General features: G+C 64.7%; 19 protein-coding genes. 6 read left to right on the top strand and 13 right to left on the bottom strand.

The features are described from left to right. Positions 1–54 precede the first annotated feature (54 nt). Positions 55–966 carry an intradiol ring-cleavage dioxygenase gene (locus FVP60_RS05635; RefSeq protein ID WP_147825240.1) on the top strand — a complete coding sequence of 304 codons (912 nt, stop codon included), beginning with the start codon at positions 55–57 and terminating at the stop codon, positions 964–966. Between the two features lie 505 nt (positions 967–1,471). Here the strand turns inward: FVP60_RS05635 and purU are convergent. Next, positions 1,472–2,326 (bottom strand): formyltetrahydrofolate deformylase, encoded by an 855-nt coding sequence (gene purU / locus FVP60_RS05630; RefSeq protein ID WP_246132464.1) that lies wholly within the window; start codon positions 2,324–2,326, stop codon positions 1,472–1,474. A gap of 84 nt (positions 2,327–2,410) precedes the next feature. On the opposite strand from purU, the gene FVP60_RS05625 reads away from it, so the two are divergent. Further along, entirely contained in the window at positions 2,411–2,902 is a 492-nt protein-coding gene (locus FVP60_RS05625) for a glutaminase (RefSeq protein ID WP_246132463.1), read from the top strand. 35 nt (positions 2,903–2,937) lie between these two features. Here the strand turns inward: FVP60_RS05625 and FVP60_RS05620 are convergent, their stop codons facing one another. The 6 genes from FVP60_RS05620 to FVP60_RS05595 form a co-directional block, all read right to left on the bottom strand. Next, positions 2,938–3,795 (bottom strand): LysR family substrate-binding domain-containing protein, encoded by an 858-nt coding sequence (locus tag FVP60_RS05620; RefSeq protein ID WP_147825238.1) that lies wholly within the window; start codon positions 3,793–3,795, stop codon positions 2,938–2,940. Positions 3,796–4,245: 450 nt separating this feature from the next. Beyond that, entirely contained in the window at positions 4,246–4,653 is a 408-nt protein-coding gene (locus tag FVP60_RS05615) for a transferase (RefSeq protein ID WP_147825237.1), read from the bottom strand. A 108-nt stretch (positions 4,654–4,761) separates the two neighbouring features. After that, entirely contained in the window at positions 4,762–5,535 is a 774-nt protein-coding gene (locus FVP60_RS05610) for a DNA-formamidopyrimidine glycosylase family protein (protein WP_147825236.1), read from the bottom strand. After that, on the bottom strand, positions 5,528–10,327 hold the full coding sequence (locus FVP60_RS05605) for an Lhr family ATP-dependent helicase (protein WP_147825235.1): 4,800 nt from the start codon (positions 10,325–10,327) through the stop codon (positions 5,528–5,530). The genes FVP60_RS05610 and FVP60_RS05605 overlap by 8 nt, the downstream gene beginning before the upstream one ends. Before the next feature lie 281 nt (positions 10,328–10,608). Further along, complete coding sequence (locus FVP60_RS05600; RefSeq protein WP_147825234.1) at positions 10,609–12,210, bottom strand: ABC-F family ATP-binding cassette domain-containing protein; 1,602 nt, start codon at positions 12,208–12,210, stop codon at positions 10,609–10,611. A gap of 415 nt (positions 12,211–12,625) precedes the next feature. Then, the gene (locus tag FVP60_RS05595) at positions 12,626–13,402 is read right to left on the bottom strand and encodes an alpha/beta hydrolase (protein WP_147825233.1); all 777 of its coding nucleotides are present in this window, start codon (positions 13,400–13,402) and stop codon (positions 12,626–12,628) included. Between the two features lie 622 nt (positions 13,403–14,024). On the opposite strand from FVP60_RS05595, the gene FVP60_RS05590 reads away from it, so the two are divergent. Together FVP60_RS05590 and FVP60_RS05585 are read left to right on the top strand one after the other, a co-directional pair. Further along, a complete protein-coding gene (locus tag FVP60_RS05590) occupies positions 14,025–15,038 on the top strand; it encodes an NAD-dependent epimerase/dehydratase family protein (protein ID WP_147825232.1) in 1,014 nt (337 codons plus the stop codon). A 129-nt stretch (positions 15,039–15,167) separates the two neighbouring features. Next, positions 15,168–15,791 (top strand): NUDIX hydrolase family protein, encoded by a 624-nt coding sequence (locus FVP60_RS05585; protein ID WP_147825231.1) that lies wholly within the window; start codon positions 15,168–15,170, stop codon positions 15,789–15,791. A gap of 833 nt (positions 15,792–16,624) precedes the next feature. Here the strand turns inward: FVP60_RS05585 and FVP60_RS05580 are convergent. The 6 genes from FVP60_RS05580 to FVP60_RS05555 form a co-directional block, all read right to left on the bottom strand. Next, positions 16,625–17,578 (bottom strand): ATP-binding cassette domain-containing protein, encoded by a 954-nt coding sequence (locus FVP60_RS05580; protein WP_147825230.1) that lies wholly within the window; start codon positions 17,576–17,578, stop codon positions 16,625–16,627. After that, positions 17,571–18,437 (bottom strand): ABC transporter ATP-binding protein, encoded by an 867-nt coding sequence (locus FVP60_RS05575; RefSeq protein ID WP_147825229.1) that lies wholly within the window; start codon positions 18,435–18,437, stop codon positions 17,571–17,573. The genes FVP60_RS05580 and FVP60_RS05575 overlap by 8 nt, the downstream gene beginning before the upstream one ends. Next, positions 18,434–19,282, bottom strand: coding sequence for an ABC transporter permease (locus FVP60_RS05570; RefSeq protein WP_222705890.1), 849 nt, complete (start codon positions 19,280–19,282; stop codon positions 18,434–18,436). Before FVP60_RS05570 ends, FVP60_RS05575 begins: the two co-directional genes overlap by 4 nt. Beyond that, complete coding sequence (locus FVP60_RS05565; protein ID WP_147825228.1) at positions 19,279–20,241, bottom strand: ABC transporter permease; 963 nt, start codon at positions 20,239–20,241, stop codon at positions 19,279–19,281. Before FVP60_RS05565 ends, FVP60_RS05570 begins: the two co-directional genes overlap by 4 nt. Positions 20,242–20,310: 69 nt before the next feature. Then, a complete protein-coding gene (locus FVP60_RS05560; RefSeq protein ID WP_147825227.1) occupies positions 20,311–21,894 on the bottom strand; it encodes an ABC transporter substrate-binding protein in 1,584 nt (527 codons plus the stop codon). A 248-nt stretch (positions 21,895–22,142) separates the two neighbouring features. Continuing rightward, positions 22,143–23,588, bottom strand: a complete 1,446-nt coding sequence (locus tag FVP60_RS05555) for a DUF6421 family protein (RefSeq protein ID WP_147825226.1) — start codon at positions 23,586–23,588, stop codon at positions 22,143–22,145. 225 nt (positions 23,589–23,813) lie between these two features. Here FVP60_RS05555 and FVP60_RS05550 point away from each other — a divergent pair, with 225 nt between their 5' ends. Next, positions 23,814–25,040: a histidine kinase gene (locus tag FVP60_RS05550; RefSeq protein ID WP_147825225.1), complete on the top strand. Its 1,227-nt coding sequence runs from the start codon at positions 23,814–23,816 to the stop codon at positions 25,038–25,040. After that, entirely contained in the window at positions 25,037–25,684 is a 648-nt protein-coding gene (locus FVP60_RS05545; protein WP_147825224.1) for a response regulator, read from the top strand. Before FVP60_RS05550 ends, FVP60_RS05545 begins: the two co-directional genes overlap by 4 nt. Positions 25,685–25,726: the final 42 nt, after the last annotated feature.

The raw sequence follows: 25,726 nt of genomic DNA, 5'->3' as shown, positions 1-25,726 counted from the left end.
CGCAAACATAGCCTGCGGGTATGTGATGGAGTCCTCTCTCGGAAGGACGACGCCATGTCGCAACCAGAAACCCACGATGAACGGTGGTTAAATGCCGACGGAACCGTGATGGATGAAGACCATCGCGGGCTGGTCTACGACGTGCAAACGTTGATCAACCGGCGCCGAGCGCTGGGCTTGTTTGGCGGCGTCGCCCTCACGAGTCTGCTCGCGGCCTGCACGCCGCAGGCAAATTCGTCCTCGCCCATCGCGACGACAACGCCATCGCCGAGCGCAACGTCAACGCCGAGCGCTTCGGCAACTCCAACGGCTTCGGCGACGCCGAGCGCGGCGGCGACGCCAATGACGGAGATTCCCGACGAGACCGGCGGGCCATACCCTGCCGACAACTCCAACGGCGTCAACATTCTCGATGATTCCGGCATTGTGCGTAGCGACATTCGCTCCAGCTTCGGGAGCTCCACGACCACCGCACAGGGGGTTCCGTTGCAGTTCTCCCTCACGATCCGTGAGGCCGCAACCGGCAACGCGATCGCAGGCGCCGGCGTCTACGCCTGGCATTGCGATGCTGCGGGCAACTACTCGCTGTATTCGAGCGGCGTCGAAAACGAGAACTATCTGCGCGGCGTGCAAGAGACCGATGCGTCGGGCACCGTGACATTCACGTCGATCTTTCCCGCATGCTATTCGGGACGCTGGCCGCATATTCACTTTGAGGTATATGCCGACGTGGCAACGGCGGTCGCCGCCGGGCCGATCCTCAAGACCAGTCAACTCGCGTTGCCGAAGGAAGCCTGCGACGCGGTATACGCCACATCGGGTTACGAAAGCAGCGTGCGTAACCTCAGCCAGGTGAGCCTCGCCAGCGACAACGTGTTCGGCGATGACGGCGGCATTTTCCAGATCGCCACTATCACCGGTGATCCCACGAGCGGATACACCGCAGCCCTCGCCGTCGGCATCTAACCACGCGCCCGCAGGGGTAGTCCGCGGGCGGAACCACCTGGTTCCGCCCGCGCGCCGCGCTCGTGGTTCCGCGGGGTGCGCGAGCACGCGAGAGCAGGAGATTACGCCGGGGGAAGGAGAATGTGCGTGAAATCTCCGGCTGTCAGCGTAATCTCCTTCTGCCGTGTCGCGTCGGAACCACGTGGTTCCGCGGGGTGCGGGGTGACGAATCACGTGGTTCCGCTGGGTGCGCGGTGACGAACCACGCGGTTCCGCGGGGTGCGCGAGCACGCGAGAGCAGGAGATTACGCCGGGAGAAGGAGATTATGCGTGAAATCTCCGGCTGTCAGCGTGATCTCCGAATCTCGCGTTGCAAGTAGGCTGAGTGGCGAGACCAGGGATCGGAACCACGAAGCCCGCAATACCTGTTGCCGGCCGTCGCGTCGGGATCACGTAATCCGTCGTGACGCGCTCCTGGCCGGCGGAACCATACAATCCGTTGCGTGCGGGTTGCTGGCTGTTGGGGTTACAGAATGACCGTGGAGCGGCCATGCACGATGACGCGGTCTTCGGCATGCCAGCGCACGGCGCGGGCCAGCACGAGGCGCTCGACATCTTGACCGCGGCGCTGCAGTTCGAGGGCAGATTCGGCGTGCGTGACGCGGGTGACGTCTTGCTCGATGATCGGGCCCTCATCGAGGTCGGCGGTCGCGTAGTGCGCGGTCGCGCCGATCAGTTTCACGCCACGCTCCTTGGCGCGGGCGTAGGGGTTCGCTCCGATGAACGCGGGCAAGAAGGAGTGGTGAATGTTGATCACCGGGGCGCCGACCTTCTGAATGAAGTCGTCGGAGAGAATCTGCATATAGCGCGCGAGCACCACCAGGTCGACGGCGCCGGCCAACAGGTCGAGCTGCTTTGCCTCCATCGCGGCCTTGTCGGTGGACGGAATGTGCACGAACGGAACCCCGAAGTTCGCCACCGACTGCTCAAGTGCCGTGTGGTTGGAGACCACGCACACGATGTCGATGTCGAGATCGCCACGCTGCACGCGCCACAGCAGGTCGAGCAGGCAGTGGTCGTACTGCGACACAAAAATGGCCACGCGCTTGCGCTGCGAGGCATCGTGCAGTGACCATTCCATGCCGAACGGCGCCGCAAGCTCGGCAATCATTTGCTCGATCTCGGGGCGGCGTTCGCCAAATCCCTCGATGTGAAACACCGTGCGCTGAAAGAACTTGCCGCCCTCGGCGTCGGTCGAGTGCTGGTCAAGCGAAATGATGTTCGCGCCCACCCGCGCCATCAGTCCCGCCACCGCCGCGACGATACCCGGCTGGTCATCACAGGTGATCAGCAGGCGGGCGGTGTCGGTCGAATCAGTCATCGTGCTCCTTTTCCGGTTCATTCTTCCCCCTGCGGGCTAAACTTCCGAATCGTGAGCCGGTGTGTGACGGGCTAGCCTAATTCTGTGACTGCCGCATCTGGTTCCGCTGACGCGCTCTTTAGCGAGGTGCGCGCGCAGCTGGCCGCAATGCCCACCGAGCTGATTGGCGAGTATCGCCCGGCCAAGCGTGTCATCGGTATCACGCGCGCGCCGCGCATTGTCGCCGTGGGCGAAGCATGGCATCTCGGCGCGCTGCTGGTTACTGCCGATGCGGTGCTCGCGACCGGCGATGTTGCGCGGTCGTTGGAACCATCGCGCAAGGGATACACCGCGATTTCGGCACGCGAGCGCGATGAGTTGCGCTTCGCCGCGTATCGCGGCGGGGTGCCGGAGGGGCGCGCGATTCACTACAACTGGACGCCGATTGACTTCAGCGCGCTGGCGAGCGGTGGAACCTCGGGGCCGATTGTTGCGCAAGGCGGCGAGTTGAAGATTCGGTGGTCTGCTGCCGGCGGCCTAGCGCCGTTGGATAGCTACGTGCGGGAGCGGATCGAGCTGGCGCGCGGGCTTATGTGAGTCGGCTCTGGGGCGCGGTGGCAGAGCGTGACGCGCTAGCCGCGGGATGATTGCGCCGTGCGGCCGCGCACGATGCCAATAAACGCCTGAACCTCGGCGGAGTCGTTGGCGCGCTCCCAGGCGAGGGCAACCTGCGTCGGCTCGGCGCCGACGATCGGGCGGAACGTTACGTCTTTGCGGCGATGCGCGCGGGCAATCGACATGGGCACGATAACAACGCCGACGCCTGTCGCGACGGTCTGGATCGCGTCTTCGGTGGTTTCTGGGGCCGCAAATTTCGGCTCGACCGCGCCGGCAATCGAGCCGAAGTTGGTCACGTCGTCGCGCGGAACAATCACGACCTCGCCCGCGAAATCGGCGAGCGTAAGCTCGGCTGCCGCTTCGAGAGCACTGTCGACACTCACCACCGCGCCAACAACCTCCTCGTACAGCGCGATGACGTGCAGGTCGTCGTGAGAGAACGGTTCGCGCACGATTGCGAGGTCGATCCCCCCAGCGAGCAACGCTTCGCGCGCCGCTGCGGAGTCGGTTGGCACGAGTTCGAGCTCAATGTCGGGGTACCGCTCGCGCCACACCGCGATCCATTTACCCGGAGTCGCGCCGGCGACTACGCCGAGTCGGAACGGGCCGGGCTTCTCGGCGACCGGTGAATCAAACACCACAGTGGTGCCGCGTGCGTTCTTACCCGCGCCGGACTTTCCCGCGCCTGACGTGCCTGCTCCCTTGGTTCCGCTCTTGCCGGCTTGCCCTCGCGCGGCGGAGGCCTTCGCTCCCCGCGCTGCTCCCTTGCCTGCCGTACCTTTGCCGACTGCGCCCTTGCCCGCTGCGCCCTTTGCGTGCGACAACGGCCGCTTTCCGGACTTTCCCGCCGGACCCCGTCGCGCAGAACTCATATCCCCAGGGTATCCCGCCCCCGTTCGCCCCGCGCAACCGCCCGGCTCAAGCCAGTCTTGTTCTCCTCTGCGACTGCAGCCTGGTTCCGCCCGCCCGAACTCCTGGTTCCGCCCGCCTGAAATCCTGTTCTGCACGACCGCAATCCTGTTCTGCACGACCAAAACGCCGAAAACAGGCAACACGCCGGAGTTTTGTCCTGCACACCCGGTTTGCTCGTGCATAACAGGGTTTCTTGCGGAACTGGGGCGCCCAGCACGGAACCACGGGTGCGCGGGACAACCACGGCGCAGCGGGATTCAGGGCGGCGAGCGAGGGGCGGAACCACGTGGAACCACGCAAACGCACGTGAAACTGGTGCAACAGAACACCGCCGGGCAACAAAAATCCCCGAGCGCCGTGCTGAGGATCAGCGGCGCTCGGGGAAGGGCTTCGGGGGCGGGGCTTGCGCGCTATGCGGCGAGCCAGAGCCCCTTGCGGTCGGTCGAGATGCGCATGCCGGGGTGCACGATTTCGTCGTCGCCGATGCGGGCGCCGCGGGCGATGCTTGCGCCTTCGCCGACGGTGGTGCGCACGCCGATGCGTGCTCCCTGACCGATGACGGCGCCGTGCCCGATGTGTGCGTGCGCGTCAATGACGGCACCGGGGCCGACCTGTGCGTCGCGTTCAATCCAGGCGCCTCGCGCAATGTGCGCGCCAGCAGCAACGTGAGCGTGCGGCTCAATATAGGCGCCCGCTTCAACGATGGCGTCGGCGTCAACCTTTGCGCCGTGCGCGATGAGTCCGCGCCCGTTGACATGCTTGCGGTATCGAAGGATCTGACCCTTGTCATCTTCGATATCGATGTAGTTCTTTCCCACGTTTTCCTCCAACCGAGAGGGGTGTACTGGAATCAACGGCGGTATGTCGATTTTCATTCCATCGCATACACGCATTCGGCACTCTCCCAGCCAGCGCCTGTGATCAGGCTATTTCTGGCAGCGCGGGCACCAAAAGACGTTGCGAAGCTTGGTGGCATCGGCGCCGAGCTGGTCGGTGAGTAGCGGCGTTGAGCATCGTCGACACCGTTCGCGCTCGCGGCCGAACACCCAGGTGGCCCGTCCGGGGCGCGAGTCTCCCGTGAACACGCGGCCGCGCCGCGGCAAGTTCGCCCGCATCATGCGCTCGCCGGTGGCGACAAGACGCACAGCCTCGTCAACGGTCACCGTGCGGTGCGGGTCAATTCCGGCGACGAACAGCATCTCGTTCACATATTCATTGCCGAATCCCGCCACATTTCGCTGGTCGAGGAGCGCGACATGCACCGGACGCTCATCGGCGGCAACCGCGGTGGCCGCCGTCACTTCGTCCCAGTCTGCGGCGAGCGGGTCGGGGCCGAGATGCCCGATCAGTTCGTGTTCGCGCTCGGTTGGCACCACGGTGACACCGGCGAGATCAAAGCCGACCGTTTGCACGTCTGCGCTTCCGACGACGGCGCGTGCCTGAAACGCGGGCCGCCGCCACGAGGTTCCGCGCTTGTAGACGTGCCACGATCCCTCCATGCGGAGGTGGCTGTGAAGGGTGAAGTCACCGATGTGGTGCAGAATGTGCTTGCCGCGCGGAACCACGTCAGAGACGGTGAGACCGGTGAGATCGATGGTGGCGGCGCCAGGCACCCGCAGATCAAACTCGGTAATCGTCGCTCCCATCAGCACCTCGGCCAGGTGGTGCGCGGTGCGGTAGACGGTGTCGCCCTCAGGCACCGGGAGCGGCCTTTCGAAAGGTGAGGCCCTTGGTGGACTCCACAAAGCCCGCATCGCGAAGCGCGCGACCGACCGGCGACGTGTACACAAACTCGCCGTTCACCTGCTCGATGGTGAGGGTTTCGAGGCGCCGCGACCGCGAAGTCTGCACCAGGTTGGTCGTCGCTGCTCGCAGCACGCTTTCGTCAGCACTAAACGCGAGCGCGGTTCGTCCGCCGCGCTCTAGATACAGCACGAGCTGACCGTCAACGAGCGTCACAATGCCGCCGGCCTTTCGCCCGGGTCGGTGCTTCACGCCGTCAAGTGCTGGCCACGGCAGCGCAGCACCATAGGCGTTGGCCGGATCGGTGGCGGCAAGGGTGACCGCCGTGAGCGGTGGCGGGTCGGCGAGCGCCGAAAACTGGCGGAGCCGGTCGATCGTCGTGCTGGTCGCAAACTGCGCTGCGCCGAGCTTTTCAATGAAGTACCCGCGTCGACAGTGCCCGGCGGTTTCGAACGTCGCGAGCGTGCGGTACACCTGCGCGAAACCGCCGGGAACTTGCTCGCTCTGCACCGGCCCGCGGGTGACAACGCCATAGCGGTCGAGTAGAAGCGACGCCGTCGCGGCAACGCGGGGGGCTGACTCCTCTGCCACCTCGGGAAGCAGCGACCATCGTCCGCCCAGCGCTGGCGGGCGCGGCGGGGCGACGCTCGTGCGGGTCGCGGAACCACGGTACAGGCGTGCTCGCGGCGCCTTGCGAGCGACGCGGTGGGCCTGGCTACCGCCCCCAATGAGGGTACGTAGCGGTGCAAAGGTGTCGTTCGTGACCCGAGAAGACCACACCAACTCCCACAATGCATCGATCACCGACTGCTCATTTTCGGCGTCGGATAGCACCTGTAGTTGCGAGGCGAAGTAGGCGCCGCCGGCACCAAGAATGTTGACGAGGCGCTGAGCCAGGCTACCTTCGGCGATTTCTCCTTCGGGTGGCGTCAGCGTCAGCGGTGCGGAGTCGGCAAGGTGCAAGCTCACCCAACCATCACGGCCGGGCAGCGCGCCGACCCCAGCCCACATGACTTCGCCGGTCGCGGTCAGCTCGTCAAGCATCGCCGGCGAGTAATTATGAACGCGCGAGGGCAGGATGAGCGACTCCCACGCGCTGGCCGGGATAGGAACCCCCGCCAGCTGGTCGATCGCGGCGACCACGCCGTCAATGCCCTCAAGCGGTCGCGTGAGATGCTGCCAGTCGGGCAAGAATCGTGCGTACGCCTCAGGGGCAACCGGTTCGACGGCTCCGCGAAGCGCGGCAAGCGAACGCAATCGTAGCCGCCGCAGCACATCGCTATCGCACCATTCGGCCTCGTCCCCGCGCCCTTCTGGCAAGAAGAAACCGCTCTGCACACGCCCCGCCGACTCCAACCGTTGCAGCGTATGCCGCACGATCGCGACACCGATGCCGAGCCAAGCCGCGATCCGTTCGGCGGTGAACGGGCCGTGCGTGCGGGCGAAGCGTGCAACGAGATCGCCCAACGGGTCGGCGAGCGGTTCGAGAAAAGCGACCGGAACCCCCACCGGGAGGGCAACGCCAAGGGCGTCGCGGAGGCGCCCGGCATCTTCGATCGCGGCAAACCGCTCTTCGCCCGCGATGGTCACGACGATGGCGCGACGGGAATCAACCAGCGCGGTTGCAAACGCCGCCGCCTCGCCGACCGAGGCATGCGCGGCGGAACCGTCTTCGTCGCCCGACGGGGTGGTTGCGGGCGTCGCCAGGTGCTCGGAGGCTGGCGCTGACACCTGCTCCGAGCCCTGCCGCAAGCCGTCCTCTGACACTTGCTGCGAGCGCCGCTCCGACTCCTGCTCCGATCCCTGCAGGCGGAGCGCGAGTTGCTCGCTCGTCATCGGGCCGAGCACACGCAACAGGTCTGCGACGCCCTCCACGCCACGGGCGCGGCGGTCTGCGGTCAGGCGTTGCTGTTCGGCCTCGAACTGCAACAACACATCGGGGTCGAGAAGCTGGCGCATCTCGACCTTGCCGAGCAGCTCGCCGAGAAGCGTGGGGTCAACGCTGAGCGCGGCCGCCCGGCGCTCGGCGAGAGGCGAGTCGCCCTCGTACATGAACTCGCCGACGTACCCAAACAGCAGATCTTTGGCAAAAGGTGATGCTTGGGCGGGCTCGACCTCGACGAGCCGAATTTGCCGCTCGGCTATGTGTCTGGTGATGCGCAGCAGTGCGGGCAGATCGTAGACGTCTTGCAGCACTTCGCGCAGCGTCTCGAGGATGATCGGAAACGTGGGGTGGTTGCGTGCCACCTCCAGGAGCTGTGCGGAACGCTGTCGTTGCTGCCACAGCGGCGTGCGTTTGTGCGGGTTCACGCGCGGCATGAGCAGGGCGCGGGCGGCGCACTCGCGAAACCGCGCGGCGAAGAGCGCAGAGCCGCCGACCTCTTCGGTGACGAGTTGCTCGATTTCATCCGCGTCAAACACGAACAGGTCGGCACCAGGCGGCTCGCTGATGGCGTCGGGAATGCGCACAATGATGCCGTCATCGCTGGCAACGGCCGCGCCGTCAACCCCGAGACGTTCGCGGATGCGTGCGCCGATGGCCAGTGCCCACGGTGCGTGAACGGAACGGCCATAGGGTGAGTGCAAGATCAGGCGCCAGTCGCCGACATCATCTTTGCCGCGCTCAACGGTGAGGGTCTTGTCGGTGGGGAGGGTTCCGGTGGCTTCGCGTTGCTCGGTGAGGTAGGCGAGTAGGTTGTCGCGCGCCTTCGCATCAAGACCTGCTTCGATCAGCCTCGCCTCCGCCTTCTCACGCGGTGCCGAAATTAGCGCACGACTCATCGCGCCGAGGGCTTCGCCGAGTTCGGCGGGCCGGCCCAACCCGTCACCATGCCAGAACGGAAGTCGCCCCGGTTGGCCGAACGCGGGCACAACATTCACGCGGTCGTGCGTGATTTCGACGATGCGCCATGAGGTGGTGCCGAGCGTAAAGACATCGTTCACGCGCGACTCATAGACCATCTCTTCGTCAAGCTCGCCGACGCGCGCGCCGCGCGATTCGCCGGCGACGAAGACGCCAAACAGCCCGCGGTCGGGAATGGTGCCACCGCTGGTGACAGCCAACCGCTGTGCTCCCGGGCGCCCTGTGATGGTTCCGGCATCACGATCCCACACGACGCGCGGGCGTAGCTCGGCGAATTCGTCGCTCGGGTACCGCCCGGCGAGCAGGTCAAGGGTGGCCTCGAACGCCGAGCGGGGGAGGTTGCGAAACGGTGCAGAACGTTTGACGGTCTCAAACCAGTCTTCGACGTGGAGGGCGTCAAGCGCGGAGGCGGCGACCGTCTGCTGAGCCAGAATATCGAGTGGATTTTGCGGGATCGCGATCGCCTCGATCTGCCCGTTGAGCATGCGTTCGGTGACGATCGCGGTGTGAAGCACGTCAGCCCGATGCTTGGGGAAGAGCGCGGCACGGCTAATCTCTCCCACCTGGTGCCCGGCTCGACCAACGCGCTGCAGACCGCTGGCCGCCGACGGCGGAGCCTCCACCTGAATCACCAGATCAACCGCACCCATATCGATGCCGAGCTCAAGGCTGGAGGTAGCCACCACGCAACGCAGCAGGCCGCTCTTCAGCTCTTCTTCGACGAGCGAGCGTTGCTCTTTTGAAACGGAACCATGATGTGCTTTCGCGAGCACCGGGGCGACGCCGGCGCTAATGCCAGATTGCGCGACCATGTCAGGAATCTTCGTTTTTGCACCCGCGGCGGCACTGGTTCCGCGGCCGGTAGCACCCGATGTAGCGCCTGCCGCGCCCTCGAATGGCGTCGATTCTTCTGACGCGAGGGGAGAGCCGTCGGGCCCGAGTCCGAGCCGGTCGGCGTAGATTTCGTTGAGGCGGCCGGTGAGGCGCTCGGCGAGGCGCCGGGAGTTGGCGAACACGATCGTCGAGGTGTTGGCGACGATTCTGTCGACGATGGCCTCTTCGACGTGCGGCCAGACCGACCCGGTGACCTCGGTGAGCACGGGGCCATCGGCGTCATACCAGTCAGCACCCTCGGTCTCGGGCACCGGCGGGTTGGTCATGTCGTCGATAGGCACAACCACGTTGAGATCGAACGTCTTTGACGCCTTCGGCGCGACGATGTCGACGGGTGCCGAGCCGCCGAGAAAACGCGCAACCTCGTCGATCGGACGAACAGTCGCAGACAGCCCAATGCGCTGCGCCGGTTTGTCGAGCAGATTGTCGAGGCGCTCGAGGCTGACCGCGAGATGCGCGCCACGCTTGGTCGCCGCGACCGCGTGCACCTCGTCGATGATGACGGTATGCACGCCCTTGAGGGTTTCGGCCGCGCGACTGGTGAGCATAAGGTACAGCGACTCGGGCGTCGTGATGAGAATGTCGGGCGGATTGCGCACCATCTTGGTGCGCTCATTCGACGGGGTGTCTCCGGATCGAACGCCCACCGTCACCACCGGGGGCTCGGTTCCGAGTCGGCGGGCGGCATGCGAAATACCGATCAGCGGGGAGCGCAGATTTCTCTCAACGTCAACGCCCAGCGCCTTCAGCGGCGAGATATAGAGCACGCTGGTGCGCTGCGGGCCGTCGGGCCGAGGCTCGTGAAACACCCGGTCGATTGACCACAGAAACGCCGACAGCGTCTTGCCCGAGCCCGTTGGGGCCACCACGAGCGCATTCTTGCCGCGCGAAATCGCCTCCCACGCCCCAATCTGCGCGGTCGTCGGCTTCGTGAACGCACCCTGAAACCATTCGCGCGTCGCGGCGCCGAATCGTTCCAAAATCTCGCTCATCTGACCATTCTTATCCCTGCCACCGACATTGGGGTCGCTTCCTGGTTCCGCCCGCGGCAGAACGCAGCGGCTGTACCCCGACCGCGACCGTTCTGCACGCACGGGTGTGACTGGTGTTGATGAAGTGACGGGTGTGGCGAAATCTGCGTGCACACCGTTTTCAATCGTGCAGAACGGTCGTGGAACCATGGCCGGGTGCGGAACCAGGGCACCGCGTGGAACCATGGCCGGGTGCGGAACCAGGGTGCAGTGCCGAGGTTCCGCGACGCCTGCGCGCGCCTCTACACCTGGGTGAGGGTGCCGTCGAGCTCCAGCGTGAGTCCGATGCCAAGGCGATCAAGGGAGGCCTGATCGTGGCTGACCACCACGATCGCGCCGCGGTAGGCCGAGAGCGCGTCGACAAGCTGGTTCACCGTGTCGATGTCGAGGTTGTTTGTCGGCTCATCCAACACGAGCAATTGCGGCGCAGGCTCGGCGAACAGGAGTGACGCCAGCGCCACCCGAAATCGTTCGCCACCCGACAGCGTCGACACCGGTCGCGTCATCGCGTCACCTCGGATCAAGAATCGAGCCAGGCGATTGCGCAGCTCACGATCCTCGATCTGCGGCGCGGCGGCGCGCACATTCTGCTCCGCCGACAACGCATCGTCCAGCCCATCCGCACTCTGGCGCAGATACCGCACCCGGTCGGTGTGAAGCATCGTGCTGATGTCAACCGCAGCATCCCCACCCGAGGCAGCTGATGGTTCCGAGCCGACGAGCCGTTCCAACAGCGTGGATTTTCCGGCGCCGTTGCGCCCGACCAGGGCGACGCGCTCGGGGCCTTGGATGATCCATTCGCGTTCGCCGTCGCCGAGTGTTGCGATGCGGCGGCTTGCCGAAACGTCCGGGTCGGGCAGATCGATGCGAATCGAATCGTCATCGCGAAGGCGCCGTTCGGCGACATCGTGCGCGGCGCGGGCGGCGCTCTCCTTCTCGCGGGCGTCGACGCGAAGCTTGCCGGCAGAAACCTGGGCTTGCATGCGTCGGCCGTGCGCCACGATGGGGGGCAGTCGCTTCTCTCGCTCGGCCTTTGCGGCGCTGCGGTCACGGCCGGCAAGCTTCGCTTCGGCTTCGATGCGCACGCGCTTTTCGCGTTTCACCACGGCTTTTGCGGCGCGTTCCGCCTGTTGAGCCGACTCTTGTTCTTGATCAAGCCATGCCCGAAACTCGGAGTACGGCCCACCAAATACGGTGAGTTGGTTGTCGTAAAGCTCGGCCGTTTCGTCCATGAGTTCAAGCAGCCCGGTGTCGTGGCTGGTGATGATGAGCGTGCCCGGCCACGATGAAATGAGCCCATACAACCGCTCGCGCGCGACGCGGTCGAGGTTGTTGGTTGGCTCATCGAGCAGCACAATGTCGGCACCGCTCAAGCGCAGACCGGAGATTGCCGCGAGCATGGTTTCGCCACCGGAGAGCGCGCCGACGTTGCGGTCGAGCGCGTCGGGCGGCAGGCCAATGTCGGCGAGCGCAGCGTGGGCACGCGCCTCGATATCCCAGTCGTCGCCAATCGTGTCGAAATGCGACGGATCAACGTCACCGCCTTCGATTGCGCGAACGGCGCGCAACACATCGCCGATGCCGAGCAGGTCAGCCACCGCAAGATCTGCCTTTGCGGTGACGCGTTGCGCCAACATGGCGACCCTGCCGGCCGGGCGAACCTGGCCCGCGGTGGGGGTCAGCTGCCCCGCGATCAACCGCAACAGCGTCGACTTTCCGGAGCCGTTGCGGCCAATCAGTCCGGTGCGCGCGGAGCTGAAGCTGCCCGAAATGGAGTCGAGTGCGATCTGGCCATCTGGCCAGACAAAAGAGAGGTCGTCGATGACGACAGCAGGGTTAAACATGAGGCCTCCGTCTCTGCGGCGTCTCTTGGACGCCGCGGGTTTGTCATGCGCGGGCGCACCAAACCCCAAGGCCGGTGACACACGCGCGAGGGAGCGCTGCGTCATCACCAACATTCCGCCCGTTTGGGCGGCTGTGCGGCTCAAATGCGAGGCGTGCGAAGCAGGCCATCAAGCATTCGAAGCCACCGAAGTGGATCGACAATCAGCGCTTATGCGCGGGCGTCGATAATTGTCACTTCATTCCAATGTTCTGGGACAGGACTCATTTATCGTAACGCCGGCACCGCAGAAATGCGAATCCCGGGCGTGTCGCGGGGTGCTCGTGTGTATACGTCTGGCGGGGGTCAGCTCGACTGTGCGTTGCCAACAACAACTTGTCCGCGCATTGCCTATCTGTGCTCAGCTCGACTTCGGTTTACCCCTCCTCGTCTCGCCCGTCCGTGCTCTGCCCGTCCGTACTCTGCCCGTCCGTACTCTGCCCGTCCGTACTTTGCCCGTCTGCGCTTGGTCCGTCTGGGGATTGCACATCTGTGGCGGCAGGTTGGCGGAGGTCTTCGAGACACTTGCGTAGAAAGACGCCCACATCGACAATCTCGTCTTGCGAGACGGCGTGACCGAGCCCGGTGTACACGCGCCCGGAGAGCTCGACGACGCCGGGCAACCAGGCTGTTGTGTGCTCAATGAGTTGCGGGAAGATCACTGTGTCATTGGTTCCGCGCCCCCAGAAAACGGGTGGACGCCGCGCGGCAAGCTCAGCGTCGGTGGGGAGTTCACCACCAGCCGCGTAGCCGGACAGATTGACGGCAAAGGCGAATCGTTGCGGACGCAGCCGGAGCGCTTGAATCGCGACAGCCGCCCCCTGCGAGAATCCCAGTAGCCCCACATCGCCGATTTCTTGCGTGTCCAGCCAAGCCAACAGTGCCTCGGCGCCCGCCGTGACGCTCTCGCCAGTGCGCGCATTCAACCCCTCGATCGGGTACCACGAGTAGCCGGGCGCGGGCCACGGCGGTGCCAGCGGAGCTCGTACGGCGACATACACGAACTCGTCTGGCAGCAGCGGCACGAGGCTGAAAAGGTCACGTTCGTCACTTCCGTAGCCGTGAAGCAACACCACAACGGGGCGGCCGTCTCGGGCGTCCGCGGGCGCAGACCACAACACCGAATCAACGTCGATGGGATCAGAATTCGACATGGCCCCATCCTGCCACCCACCTCCGACACTCCAGCCGGCGCCCGTGGTTCCACTCCTTTCTGTGACCAAATGTCGGAGCCTTCGTGCCAACACGCCGCATGGCACCGCTCCCACCGCCTTCCGGGTCGCATTTCTCCGACATTTGGCAACGGTTGAGACGGAACCATGAGGCGGGCCGGAAAATAGGCCGCGGAACCAGAACACCCGTCACAAGTGACCCCGGAACTCTGGAACGCCGGAATTCCGGAACTCCGTAATCCCGGAACTCCGGAACCCCACACCAGTCGAAAGACCCGCACTGCGTACCTCCGACACTCCCGTCGGCGCCCGTGGTTCCGCTCTTTTCTGTGACCAAATGTCGGAGCCTTCGTGCCAACACGCCGCATGGCACCGCTCCCACCGCCTTCCGGGTCGCACTTCTCCGACATTTGGCAACTGTTGAGACGGGACCATGAGGCCGGCCGGAACCAAGATGCCGGGTCAAAACCACGGCGCGCCCCGAAACCACGGCGCGCGCCGAAACCACGACACCGCCCGAAACCCCGAAACGGGCCGGACGAAGCACACCCCCGCAATCCGCAACACGGTAGCCGTGACCGCTGGGGCGTGACAGGCTGGCGGCATGAAGATTCTCGTGCTCGGTGGTACTGGCTGGGTTAGCTCGCACGTGGCGCGTATCGCGCTGGAGGCCGGGCACGCTGTGACGTGCTTGACGCGTTCGGCGGGGGTGCCCAACGGGGCACGATCGGTGCGGGCTGATCGCGACGCCGATGACGCTTACGTTGCTGTCGCGGGTGAGCAGTGGGACGCCGTGATCGACGTCGCGCGTGAGCCCGGTCATGTTCGCCGTGCCACGCAGGCTCTCGCCGAGTCGGCGAATCGCTACATTCTGGTGTCGACCATCAGCGTTTACGCCAACCACGCGCAGCGCGATGCCGACGAGACGGCCGATCGCCTACCCCCGCTTGAAGCCGACGTGATGGCATCGATGGCCGACTACGGCTCGGCAAAGGTTGCGGCAGAAGACGCCGTTGTGGCCGCGTTTGGCCCGGATCGTTTCGTCATCGCTCGTCCCGGTCTCATCGGTGGCCCTGGTGATGCCACGGGTCGCACCACTTACTGGCCATGGCGCTTTGCGCACCCCGTCGACGCGACGCACATCGTGGTTCCGGACGCCCTCGACCTCACGTGCGCCGTGATCGACGCCCGCGATCTTGCTGCGTGGCTGGTGTATTGCGCGAGCGCGGAGATCAGCGGAACCTTCGATGTGCTGGGCGAACAGCTCACGTTGCGCGACCACCTGGCGATTGCGCGAGAGGCCGGTGTTGCCGAGGGCGGTGCGGGAGTCGATGAACCGCGAATCTTGCCGATGCCTGCCGCATTCTTGCTTGAACACGGCGTCGCCGAATGGGCGGGCGATAATTCGTTGCCGCTGTGGATTGCCGACGAAAGCATGGGAGCGATGAGCGCCCGCAGTGCGAAATTGGCCGCGGCGAACGGGCTTCGATTGCGACCCCTTGCCGACACGCTGCGCGATGGCATGTGGTGGCGCGGCAACAACGGCGGCGGCGCGGGGCTGAGCGATGCGGGCGAGCGCGAGGTTATCGCGGCATGGCGCGCGCAGCCGGACGGCTGACGATACACGCGGAACATCGGTGGGCGGGCCGGCGCGCGCTCGACGTCGTGATCGCGACGACGCAGTCGCTGACGTTCGCCGTTGGCCGAAACTCTCGGCAATCGGCGGCCCGTCGGGTATACAAGAGACATGGCAGTGCGCACCCCGGATCCAGACCCGAGCGAGCCGAACGACGAGACCCCGCGTGATCCACTCGCCGGTCTCGGGCTCAACAACGAATTTCACGCGCCCGGCGCAAATCCCGGTTGGCTGAGCGAGGTTGAACTTGCCGAGGCTCGCCGCCACCTGCCGATTCTTTACGTTGAGGCGATTCCCGTGCGGCAAGACGGTACCGGGGCGGTCACCGAAGTTGGCATTTTGCTGCGCGCCACCCCGATGGGTGAGATGACTCGCACGATCGTTTCTGGCCGCGTTCGTTACGGCGAGACCGTACGCGATGCGCTGTTTCGTCACGTCGAAAACGACCTCGGCCCGATGGCGTTTCCGCTTCTGCCACCCCAGCCGGCACCCTTCACGGTGGCCGAATACTTCCCGCTGCCAGGCGTCAGCGCGTATCACGATGACCGCCAGCACGCCGTTTCGCTCGCCTTCGTGGTTCCGGTCACCGGAACCTGCGAGCCGCGTCAAGACGCACTCGAAGTCACTTGGATGACGCCGGAAGAAGCATCGTCCGAGACCCTCAGCGCCGAAATGGAAGGCGGGCGCGGCACCCTTGTGCGCCTCGCCCTCGCCAGCGTCGGCGCCCTCCGCTAGCTCGCGAAGAACGACCACCGTCGCGGCGGTGCCGACCCAGGCGGCTTCACCACGGCGCGCGCTGCGGGTGCGTGGTTCCGGTGTTCTGTAGCCAAATGTCGGAGTCTTTGGGGTGACACGCCGGGTGGCACCGCTCCCGTGGGCTGTTTCGGTCAGGTTCTCCGACATTTGGGCGCGGCGTGGCGGCGGAGTGCCGGTGCGGCGGGTGGAACCTCGGTGCCGGTGAGCGGCGCGCGCGGACGTTGCGTGGTTCCGGTCTTCTGTTGCCAAGTGACGGAGTCTTTGGGGCGACGCGCCGGGTGGCACCGCTCACAAGGCGTGTTTTGGTGAAGTTCTCCGACATTTGGGTGCGGCGTGGCGGCGGAGTGCCGGTGCGGCGGGTGGAACCTCGGTGCCGGTGAGCGGCGCGCCCTGTGGCTTCGTGGTTCCGTTTTCTGTTGCCAAATGTCGGAGTGCTTGGGGTGACACGCCGGGTGGCACCGCTCCCGAGGGCTGTTTCGGTCAGGTTCTCCGACATTTCGGTGCGGCGTGGCGGCGGAGTGCCGGTGCGGCGGGTGGAACCTCGGTGCCGGGACGGGGTCTCGGTGCGGGGACGGGGTCTCGGTGCATCAGGCGGAACCTCGGCGCGGCGACCAGCGCGCGCGGATGCTTCGTGGTTCCGATGTTTCCCGTTGCCAAATGTCGGAGCGTTTGGAGCGACACGCCGGGTGGTACCGCTCCCATGGGCTGCTCCGGTGAAGGTCTCCGACATTTGGGCGCGGCTTGTCACAATGGCGAAACAACGATGGCCGAACCGCAGTGCGGCGACCGGAACGACGGTGCCGGTGTGCGAACTACCCCTCGCGCACCCAGTGGCCCGGGAGAACCTCGACCAAACGGGAGTCGGCCGGAATCTCCAGGGGCGACCGCACCGACGCACCAAAGTGCGCCAGTCGCTCGCGCGCAATTGCTGGTTCCGGAACCAGTACGGCGTCGAGAAGGCGCTGCGTGTATGGGTGCTTGGGCTCGGCGAACAGGGCGGGCGTTGGGCCGAGCTCAACGATCTGGCCGCGATACATTACGGCCGTGCGCGTTGCGATTTCTCGGACGACCGACAGATCGTGCGAGATAAACAGGTACGTGAGGCCGAGGTCTCGCTGCAGCTCTTGCAGCAACTCGGTCACCTGCGCCTGGATCGACATGTCTAGCGCCGAGACCGGCTCGTCGCACACGATGAAGCGGGGGCGAACCACGATGGCGCGCGCGATCGCGATGCGCTGACGCTGTCCGCCGGAGAACGAGCGGGGCAGACGCTCCGCCTGCGTCTCTGAAATGCCGACTCGATCGAGTGCCTCCAGCGCGCGGGCGCGCATGTCGGTGTGATCGGTGAGCACCTCCAGAGGCTCCATCACCTGCTGCAGCGCGGTGCGCCGCGGATTCAGCGACGAGTACGGGTCTTGAAAGATGATCTGCATGTCACGCTGGTGCCCACGCAACTCGCGATGCCCGAGGCCCGTCATGATGGTTCCGTCAAACGCGACAGTGCCGCTCGACGGTGTCTCCAGCCCCAAAATGCAGCGGCCAAGCGTCGACTTGCCGCTGCCCGATTCGCCGACGACGCCCAGGGTCTCGCCGGCGGCGATTTCTAGCGAAACATCGCGCACCGCCGTCACGATGGACTTGCGTCCGCGCTCGCGCACGACAAACTCTTTCGAGAGATCAACCGTTGAAATCAGCGGCGGAGGCACCGAAGTCGAGACCGGGCCAACAACCGGGCCAATCACAGAATCAACACCCGAATCAGACATCCCGCACCTCCTCATCGGAACCCGCCGAAAACTCATCGGAACCCGCGGAAAACGCATCCGAACCCGCGGAAAGTTCGGTCTCGAGCCCGTCAACATGCGGAATCGAAGCCAGCAACGACTTCGTGTAAGCATTCTGCGGGTCAGCGAAAACCTGCTCGACCGGGCCCGTTTCAACCACGCGGCCATCCTTCATCACGACCACCCGATCACACAGCGCCGCGACAACGCCGAGGTCGTGGGTGACGACAATGATGGTCAGCCCGCGCGACTCGCGAAGCGATGACAGCAGCGACAGAATCTGCGCTTGAATCGTGGCATCCAGCGCCGTGGTCGGCTCGTCCGCCACCAGCACCTCGGGCTCGGAGAGCAGCGCCATCGCAATCATCACGCGCTGGCGCATGCCGCCGGAAAGCTCGTGCGGATACTGCCCCAGCACCCGCTTCGGGTGCGGAATACCCACCTGATCGAGCGCGGCGGCAGCGCGCACCCGAGCGGCACCCCCAGAGACTGCCTGAAAACGCTTGACCACCTCGGTGAGATGCCCGCCAATTTTTCGCAGCGGGTTGAACGAGGTCAGCGGGTCTTGAAACACCATCGACAGCGGTAGTCGTTCACGCTCAAACGTCGCCAATGCATCGCGGTCATCAAAGGTGAGCGCATCCATCGTGGCGACGGCGCGCGGCGGCAGAATCTTCATCAGCGAGCGCAGCAGCATCGTCTTGCCCGAGCCCGACTCCCCGACAATACCCAACACTTCGCCGCGATCAACGCCAACTGACACGTCATGCAGAATATGGGCGACGGAACCATCGGGTTGCGTGATGCTGACGTTCAGATTCGAGATGGAGAGCAGAGTCATCGTGATTCCTCCCGCATGATCGCCGAGCGCAGGCCGTTTCCGATTACGTTGACGCAGAAGACCGTGATGGCGATCAACAGGCCAGGCACAATGGCCAGGTGCGGAGCGGTGGCCAATTGCCCCTTCGAGGTTGAAAGCAACGAGCCCCACGAGGCCAGCGGCGCCGGAACGCCGAGGCCCAAGAAGCCCAGCGCGGACTCCGTCATGATCGCGCCCGATACCGTCGCCGTCGACACGACAATGATGGTTCCAATCGCTCCGGGCAAGATGTGACGGAAGATCACCACGGCCGGCTTCTCGCCAATGTACTTGGCGTAGCCGACAAACGTACGCTCCTTGATGGAGAGGGCTTCGGCACGCACCAGTCGGGCGGTAGACATCCAACTGAGCGCGCCGATGATGAGGATGATTGTCCACAGACCCGGCGGGAAGAATGCTCGAGCCACGATGACGAGCACCATCCACGGCACGGCGGTGAGCAGGTCAACCAAACGCATCAGCGCTTCGTCGACAAACCGGCCGAAGTACGCGGCGCACACACCGACGAGCACGCCGACGGTCATCGAGACGAGGGTTGCGACAAAGCCAACGAACAGCGTGATGCGCCCGCCGTCGAGCACGCGAGTGAAGTAGTCCTTGCCCTGCTCATCGGTGCCGAGCCAGTGTTGCGCGCTGGGCGGCAACCAGCGCGCGTCAAGGTTGGATTTTTCGCCGAAGTGCGGCCACAGCGGAGCCGAAAGGCACGCAATGGTGATGAGTGCCAGCACGATGAGCGCGGTCATCGCGGCCGGATTCTTGGTGAAGCGGCGAAGCGCGGTGTCTTTCACGGTTTTCTGAGCCATCATGCCGCCTTCTTAGCCAGACGGATTCGTGGATCGGCTGCAACGTACAGCAGATCGGCGACGAGGTTTCCGACCATGACGAGCACGGCGGAGAGGAGGAGCACCGCGAGAATCACGGGGTAGTCGAGGGCGGCTGTCGCGTTCAAGATGTAGAGGCCGACGCCTGGCCACGCGAAGATGCTTTCGGTAACGATCGCGCCGGTGACGAGAATCGGAAGGGCAAGGCCCAACTGCGTGATGATCGGCAGCAGAATGTTGCGGCTCACGTGGCGGCGCAGAATGAAGCCGTTGGAGGCGCCGTACGCCTTTTGTACCTGCACGTAGTCTTCGTCGAGCTGCGTGATGGTGGATGAGCGAACGTAACGGGTGAGGTCGGGGAAGAAGGCGACCACCAGCACCAGGAAAGGCATGGCGAGGTGCAGCAGGAGGTCGCCAATGTCGCCCTCTTTGCCGATGGAATGCATGCCGAAGATCGGAAACAGGCGCAGCACGTACCCGAAGAAGAACATCACTAGCAGCGCGAACCAGAACGATGGGGTTGCGATGCCGACGGAGCAGATGCTGTCGATGATGCGGTCAAGCAGGCTACCCTTGCGGCTGCCTGCCGCCAAGCCCAGCACGATGGCGAGGGTAAGCGCCGTGAGGTACGCGGGGGCGACCAGGATGATGGTGTTGGGAATGCGGCGGGCCAGCTCATCGGCAATCGGTAGCCCGGTGGCCAGCGAGTTGCCGAGGTTGCCCTGCAACACGTTCCACAGCCACGCGCCGTACTGCACCCACACCGGCTCGTTGAGGCCGAGTCGCTCGCGAATCGCGGCGACCGTTTCGTCTGACATCGACGGCGTCGTGTACGAATCGACGACGTCGTACGGTGCCAGGTGGATCAGCAGGAACACCACCATGCTGAGAACGAGAAGCAGCGGAATAACCTGCGCTAAACGACGGGCAATAAATCCGAGCACTCTTCCTCCTCTGCTCACCCTAGAACACGAATGCGGGGGCCGGCACGCGCCGACCCCCGCATGTTCGCGTTACTTGACGGCGAGCTTTCCGAAGTTCTCCAGCGAGTAGATCGGAACGAGGCGCGCCTCGTCGATGCCCGTGAAGGAGTTGCTCATCGCAATGATCTTCTTGTTGTCGGCGATCGGGAAGAACACGGCGTCGTCCTGAATCTTCGCCTGCAGTTCGTCGTAGATGTCGCCGCGCTTTGCGTCGTCGAGCTCGGCTACGCCGGCGTCGAAGAGAGCGTCAACCTCGGGGTTGGAGTAGCCGAAGTAGTTGGCCGATGCGCCCGTGCGGAACAGTGCCGAGTAGGCGTCCGGCTCCAGGCCCATGATGTAACCACCAAGGAAGAGGTCAAACTTGCTGTCTGCACCCTTTTCCAGCTCTGCGTACAGTGCCGAGCCGTCAACACCCGAGAGGGTGAGGTCAACGCCAACCTCGGCGAACTGCTCCTGCACCTGCGTTGCCTCAGCAACCTGTGCGGGGTCGGTTCCGATGTAGCCGAGCGTCAGCTTGAGGTCGGCGGCGTTTGCCTCTTCGAGAAGCTGCTTGGACTTCGCAACGTCCTGCTCGTACTTTTCGACATCCTCGGTCGCCCACGGGTTGCTCGGCGGCAGGATCGAGTAGGCCTCTTCGTAGTAGTCGGTGCTGAGGAAGGCAGCGTCCGAGATCGCACCACGGTCGAGAGCGAAGAACAGCGCCTGGCGAACCTTCGGGTCTGCCAGCGCAGGCTTTCCGGCCTGCACACCGAGGTAGGCAACGCGACCCTCGGAGTACGGGTAGGTGGTGACGTTGGTGCCCTCAAATTCAGCAACCTGAGCCGACGTCACAAACGAGGCCGAAACCTGGTCGGTCTGCAGTGCGGTCTTGACCGTGTCAGCGTCCGTCAGAATCTGCAGGATCAGGTTCGGGATGTTTGGGGCGTCGCCGTAGTAGTTCTCGTTGGCGGAGAACTTCAGGTACTCGCCGGGCTTGTATTCATCGAGCTTGTAGGGGCCGGAACCAATGGCTGCGGGGTCAAGCTGGGTCACCGAGAAGTCGGTTACGTCGCCGTAGATGTGCTTCGGGATGATGTACGTCTCGGTGGCGATGTTGCTGATGGCTGCGGCGCTCAGCGACGGCAGCGTGAAGACGACGGTGTGGTCATCGGTTGCTGCGGCGGTGATCGGCTCGTCGCCGACGTACAGCAGGTCGGCGTTGCCATTCTCGCGCACGGCCTTGTTGGTGTACGTGAAGACCACGTCTTCAGCGGTGATCGGCTCACCGTCTGACCACTTCAGGTCATCCTTCAGCGTGACGGTGACCGACAGGCCGTCTTCTGCCGGCTCAATCTTCTCGGCCAGCTCGTTGACGACCGTGCCGTCAGCCTCGACGCGGGCGAGGGGCAAGTACACGATGTTCGCGAACGTCAGTCCCCAGCGGTCGCTGAGGTTGATCGGGTTCATCGACATGGGGTCGCCGCCGATGGCGTACGTGAAGGTCGCGTTGCTCGACGCGGACGTTGACCCACCGTCTGATTCACCGGAGGTTTCCGGGGTGCTGCTGGTGCAGCCCGAAAGCAGCAAACCAGCGGCGGCGATGGCCGCGATAGAGGTGGCAATTTTGCGAGGCATGTGCGCTCCTAGAAATGGGGCAGGGAGTACCCGTGCTGTGTGGGGTGTTTTCACCCTAAGGTCGCCGGCGCACCCCGAGGCGATTCCGTGACGCTTCGTGACAAATTCGTGTCGCGAAACGGCGGAACCACCGGCGACGGAACCACAGGCGACGGAACCAGCGAGCGCCGAAAACGACAGTGCGGGTTGGGAAGGAACAATCCCTCCCAACCCGCACCTGTTGCTACGTGTGCTGGCGCACGCGCCGCTTAGTCCGTTCCGCGGATGCCTGCCGTCGAGCTGATGACGTCGGCCATCTTCTTATCGAGCGCCTCGAAGAACATCGACAGCGGGAATTCGTCGTCAAGCACGGCGTCGGTGAAGCCCTTCGGCGGGCCGGCGAGAATTTCTTCACTCAGCCCGCGGTTCCACTTCGATGCCGGGTGCGGCGTCACGGTCTTGCTGACCAGGTCGTAGGCGGCCAACCAGTGCACGGTCTTCGGGCGGTCGATCGAACGCCAGTACAGGTCATCGATCGCGTCGCCGAGTTCGACGACGGCGTCCGGCAGACGGTCCCATTCGATCGCGAGCGATACGTCGGTCCAGTGCAGCACGCCGCGCTGGTGCAGCCATGCGAACAGCAGCTGGCCGCCGAGGCCGTCGTAGTTGCGCACGCGCGAACCGGTCAGCGCGAAGCGGAAGACGCGGTCAAACAGCACCGCGTACTGCACGAGCTTGGCCTTCTCCAGCATTTCGGATTCGGAGGCAGTCAGCTCATCGCCCGCGTCAACGCGCGCACGCAGCGAGCGCTCGATGTTCACCGACTCGCGGAACGCGGTCAGATCGCACCGCATCTCCTCCAGCGAGTAGAGGAAGAACGGCATGCGCTGCTTGATCATGAACGGGTCAAACGGTAGGTCGCCGCGCATGTGGGTGCGGTCGTGGATGATGTCCCACATCACGAACGTCTTTTCGGCGAGTTCCTGATCATCCAGCATGCGGGCTGCGTCTTCCGGCAGCTCGAGCTTGGTGATTTCGGCGGCTTCACGAACGACGCGGCGGTAGCGGGCGGCCTCGCGGTCTTGGAAGATCGCGCCCCACGTGAACGTGGGGATCTCGCGCATCGCGACGGTCTCCGGAAACAGCACGGCGGAGTTCGTGTCGTAGCCCGAGGTGAAATCGATCAGTCGGAGCGAGACGAACAGCTTGTTGCCGTAGTCGCCAGCTTCCAGGTCAGCGATGAACTCCGGCCAGATGACCTCCGCGATGAGCGCCTCAACGTGGCGGTCGGGGGAGCCGTTCTGCGTGTACATCGGAAACACGACGAGGTGGCGCAAGCCATCAACGCGGTGTTGCTGCGGCTGGAAGGCAACAAGCGAGTCCAGGAAGTCGGGAACACCGAAGCCTTCGGCAGCCCAGCGGTCAAAGTCGACCACAAGCGCGCTGAGGTAGGCGGCGTCGTGCGGGAACAACGGAGCAAGCGCCGAGACCGAGGAGGTGATCGTTGCAACGTGCTCACGAGCGGCGGCGTGATCGGCGGCGTTTGGAATCGAGCCGTCCTTGATCTGCAGCGGCTGAAGCGCGGTGGCCGCAGCCTTCAGGGCCAACCATTCTGGCGACCGCTCCACACCGGGGGCGCGGCCATCCTCGACAACCTCGGGCTCACCGACGATGGCCTTGGCAGCAACCTCGTTGCGTGTCTGGCTAATGGACATGGGAACCTCCGATCTCGAGGCTCGGGCCGCCGCGTCTTCGCGGAGCACCACGCTCATGCACTTTTGGTGCTCGGGCGCAGCGGCAGGTGAATGATGAACGGATCAATTCTAGGGGGCAATCCTGGGGCAACGATCAGCAGCGAGGTGGGACCGAGCCAGGGCAGATGCGAGATACATCTGACGGCTGATGTGGCGGGGCGAGGCTACCGCGTACCGTTGAGCGTAATGTTCACCACACTCACCCGCAGGCAGCTGATCTTCGACGTCGCTGCTGCCGCCGTGCTGTGGTTGCTGACCCTGGTTCCGTCGGTCCTCTATGTTGCGAACACCGGCGATGCCAACGGCGCGCGCACCGAATGGATAGCGATCGGCATCAGTGTCGTGATGGCTGCGGCGCTGGCCGTGCGGCGACTGTCGCCAGCACTCTCGCTGGCGATCGCATGGATCGGCGCGATCGCCCAAATGTTGTGCGGCCTCTCCCCGATCGCGATGAATCTCGCTATCTTCGGCGTGCTGTACGCCACCGCCGCCTATGGCTCGCCACGGGTGCGAAAGGCCGGCTTCATCTCGGTGTTCGTCGGCGCCACCGTTGTTGCCGCCTACCTGGTGGGCGGCGCCTATCTGACCAACGGCACCGGCAATGGCACCCCACTCAACACCGTCATCCCGATCGCGTTCTTCATCATCGTCACCTGGGCCGCCACGGCATTCGGCCTGGGCCTCAGCTATACCCTTGGCACGCTTAAGCGCACGCGCCTTGCCGCCGTCGAGACCGAGCGCCAGGCGAGCGTTGCGGCAGCGCTTGCGGCATCGGAACAAGAACGAACGCGCATCGCGCGCGATATGCACGACGTGGTTGCACACTCGCTCGCGGTCGTTATTGCGCAGGCAGACGGCGCGCGCTACGCCGCCGCAACGCAACCAGAAGTTGCCGCCGAGGCGCTCACCACGATCAGCCAGACGGCGCGATCCGCCCTGGCCGACGTGCGACTGTTGCTAACCCAGTTGCGGCATTCGCAAGCGGAGGGCCCGCAACCGACCCTGGCCGACCTGGAAGAACTGTACGCGCAGGTGCGAGGTGCCGGCGTCGAACTGCTCATCGATGTTGACCCCGCGCCGCGATCTGACCCACCGGCCGCCGTGCAGCTGGCGATCTACCGCATCATGCAGGAGGCGCTGACCAACGCGATTCGCCACGGTGACGGCACCCCCGTCGACGTTTCCCTCGCCTTCGCAGCGCATGAGGTCAGGGTGCGCGTCCGCAACACGATCGCCGCGGACGACGTTGCCAACCCTGGCGGTCATGGCCTCATTGGCATGCGCGAGCGCGCCACGCTCGTCGCCGGCACCCTCGAAACCGTACGCACTGGTTCCGATTTCGTGGTGCGCGCGGTGATTCCGCTGCCGGAGGTAGTCTCGGTGACGGAACCATCAGAGCAGGAGCGTGCGTGAGCGACAGTATTCGAGTGGTTTTGGTTGACGACCAGGCGCTGTTTCGCGCCGGCATTCGCATGCTGGTTCAGTCGCAGCCCGACCTCGAAGTGGTTGGAGAGGCGGGGGATGGCGACGAGGCGATTGCGGTTGTCGCCGAAACCGCGCCAGACGTTGTGCTGATGGACATTCGCATGCCGGTGAAAGACGGTCTCACCGCGACGGCAGAGATTTTGGCGAAGCCAAACGCCCCGCGCATCGTAATGCTGACCACCTTTGACCTGGATGAGGCAGCGGCTCGCGCCATTCGCCAGGGCGCCAGCGGATTCTTGCTGAAGGATGCCGACCCGGAGTTTCTGTTGGCGGCAATTCGCACCGTGCATTCGGGCTCGAGCGTGATTGCGGCCTCGGCCACACGCGAACTGTTTGCGCAGTTCTCGGCTCCGGTAGCTCAGACGCTGCCCGCAGAATACGAGACGCTCACCGATCGTGAGCGCGACATCTTTGCGCTCGCGGCGCGCGGCCTCAGCAACGGCGAGATCGCCGCACGGGAGTACCTCTCCGAGGCCACCGTCAAGACACATATTTCGCGCATTCTCAACAAGCTGCAGTTGCGCGACCGCGTGCAACTCGTGGTGTTTGCCTTTGAGCACGGCCTGGCATAGCCGGCCCATTCGCCCAGCCAGTCATCCGCCGGTTGCACGTGA

Origin of the sequence: Microbacterium mitrae (assembly GCF_008017445.1) — a bacterium.
Classification (GTDB): Bacteria; Actinomycetota; Actinomycetes; order Actinomycetales; family Microbacteriaceae; genus Microbacterium; species Microbacterium mitrae.
This window is presented reverse-complemented; position numbering and strand designations above follow the sequence as displayed.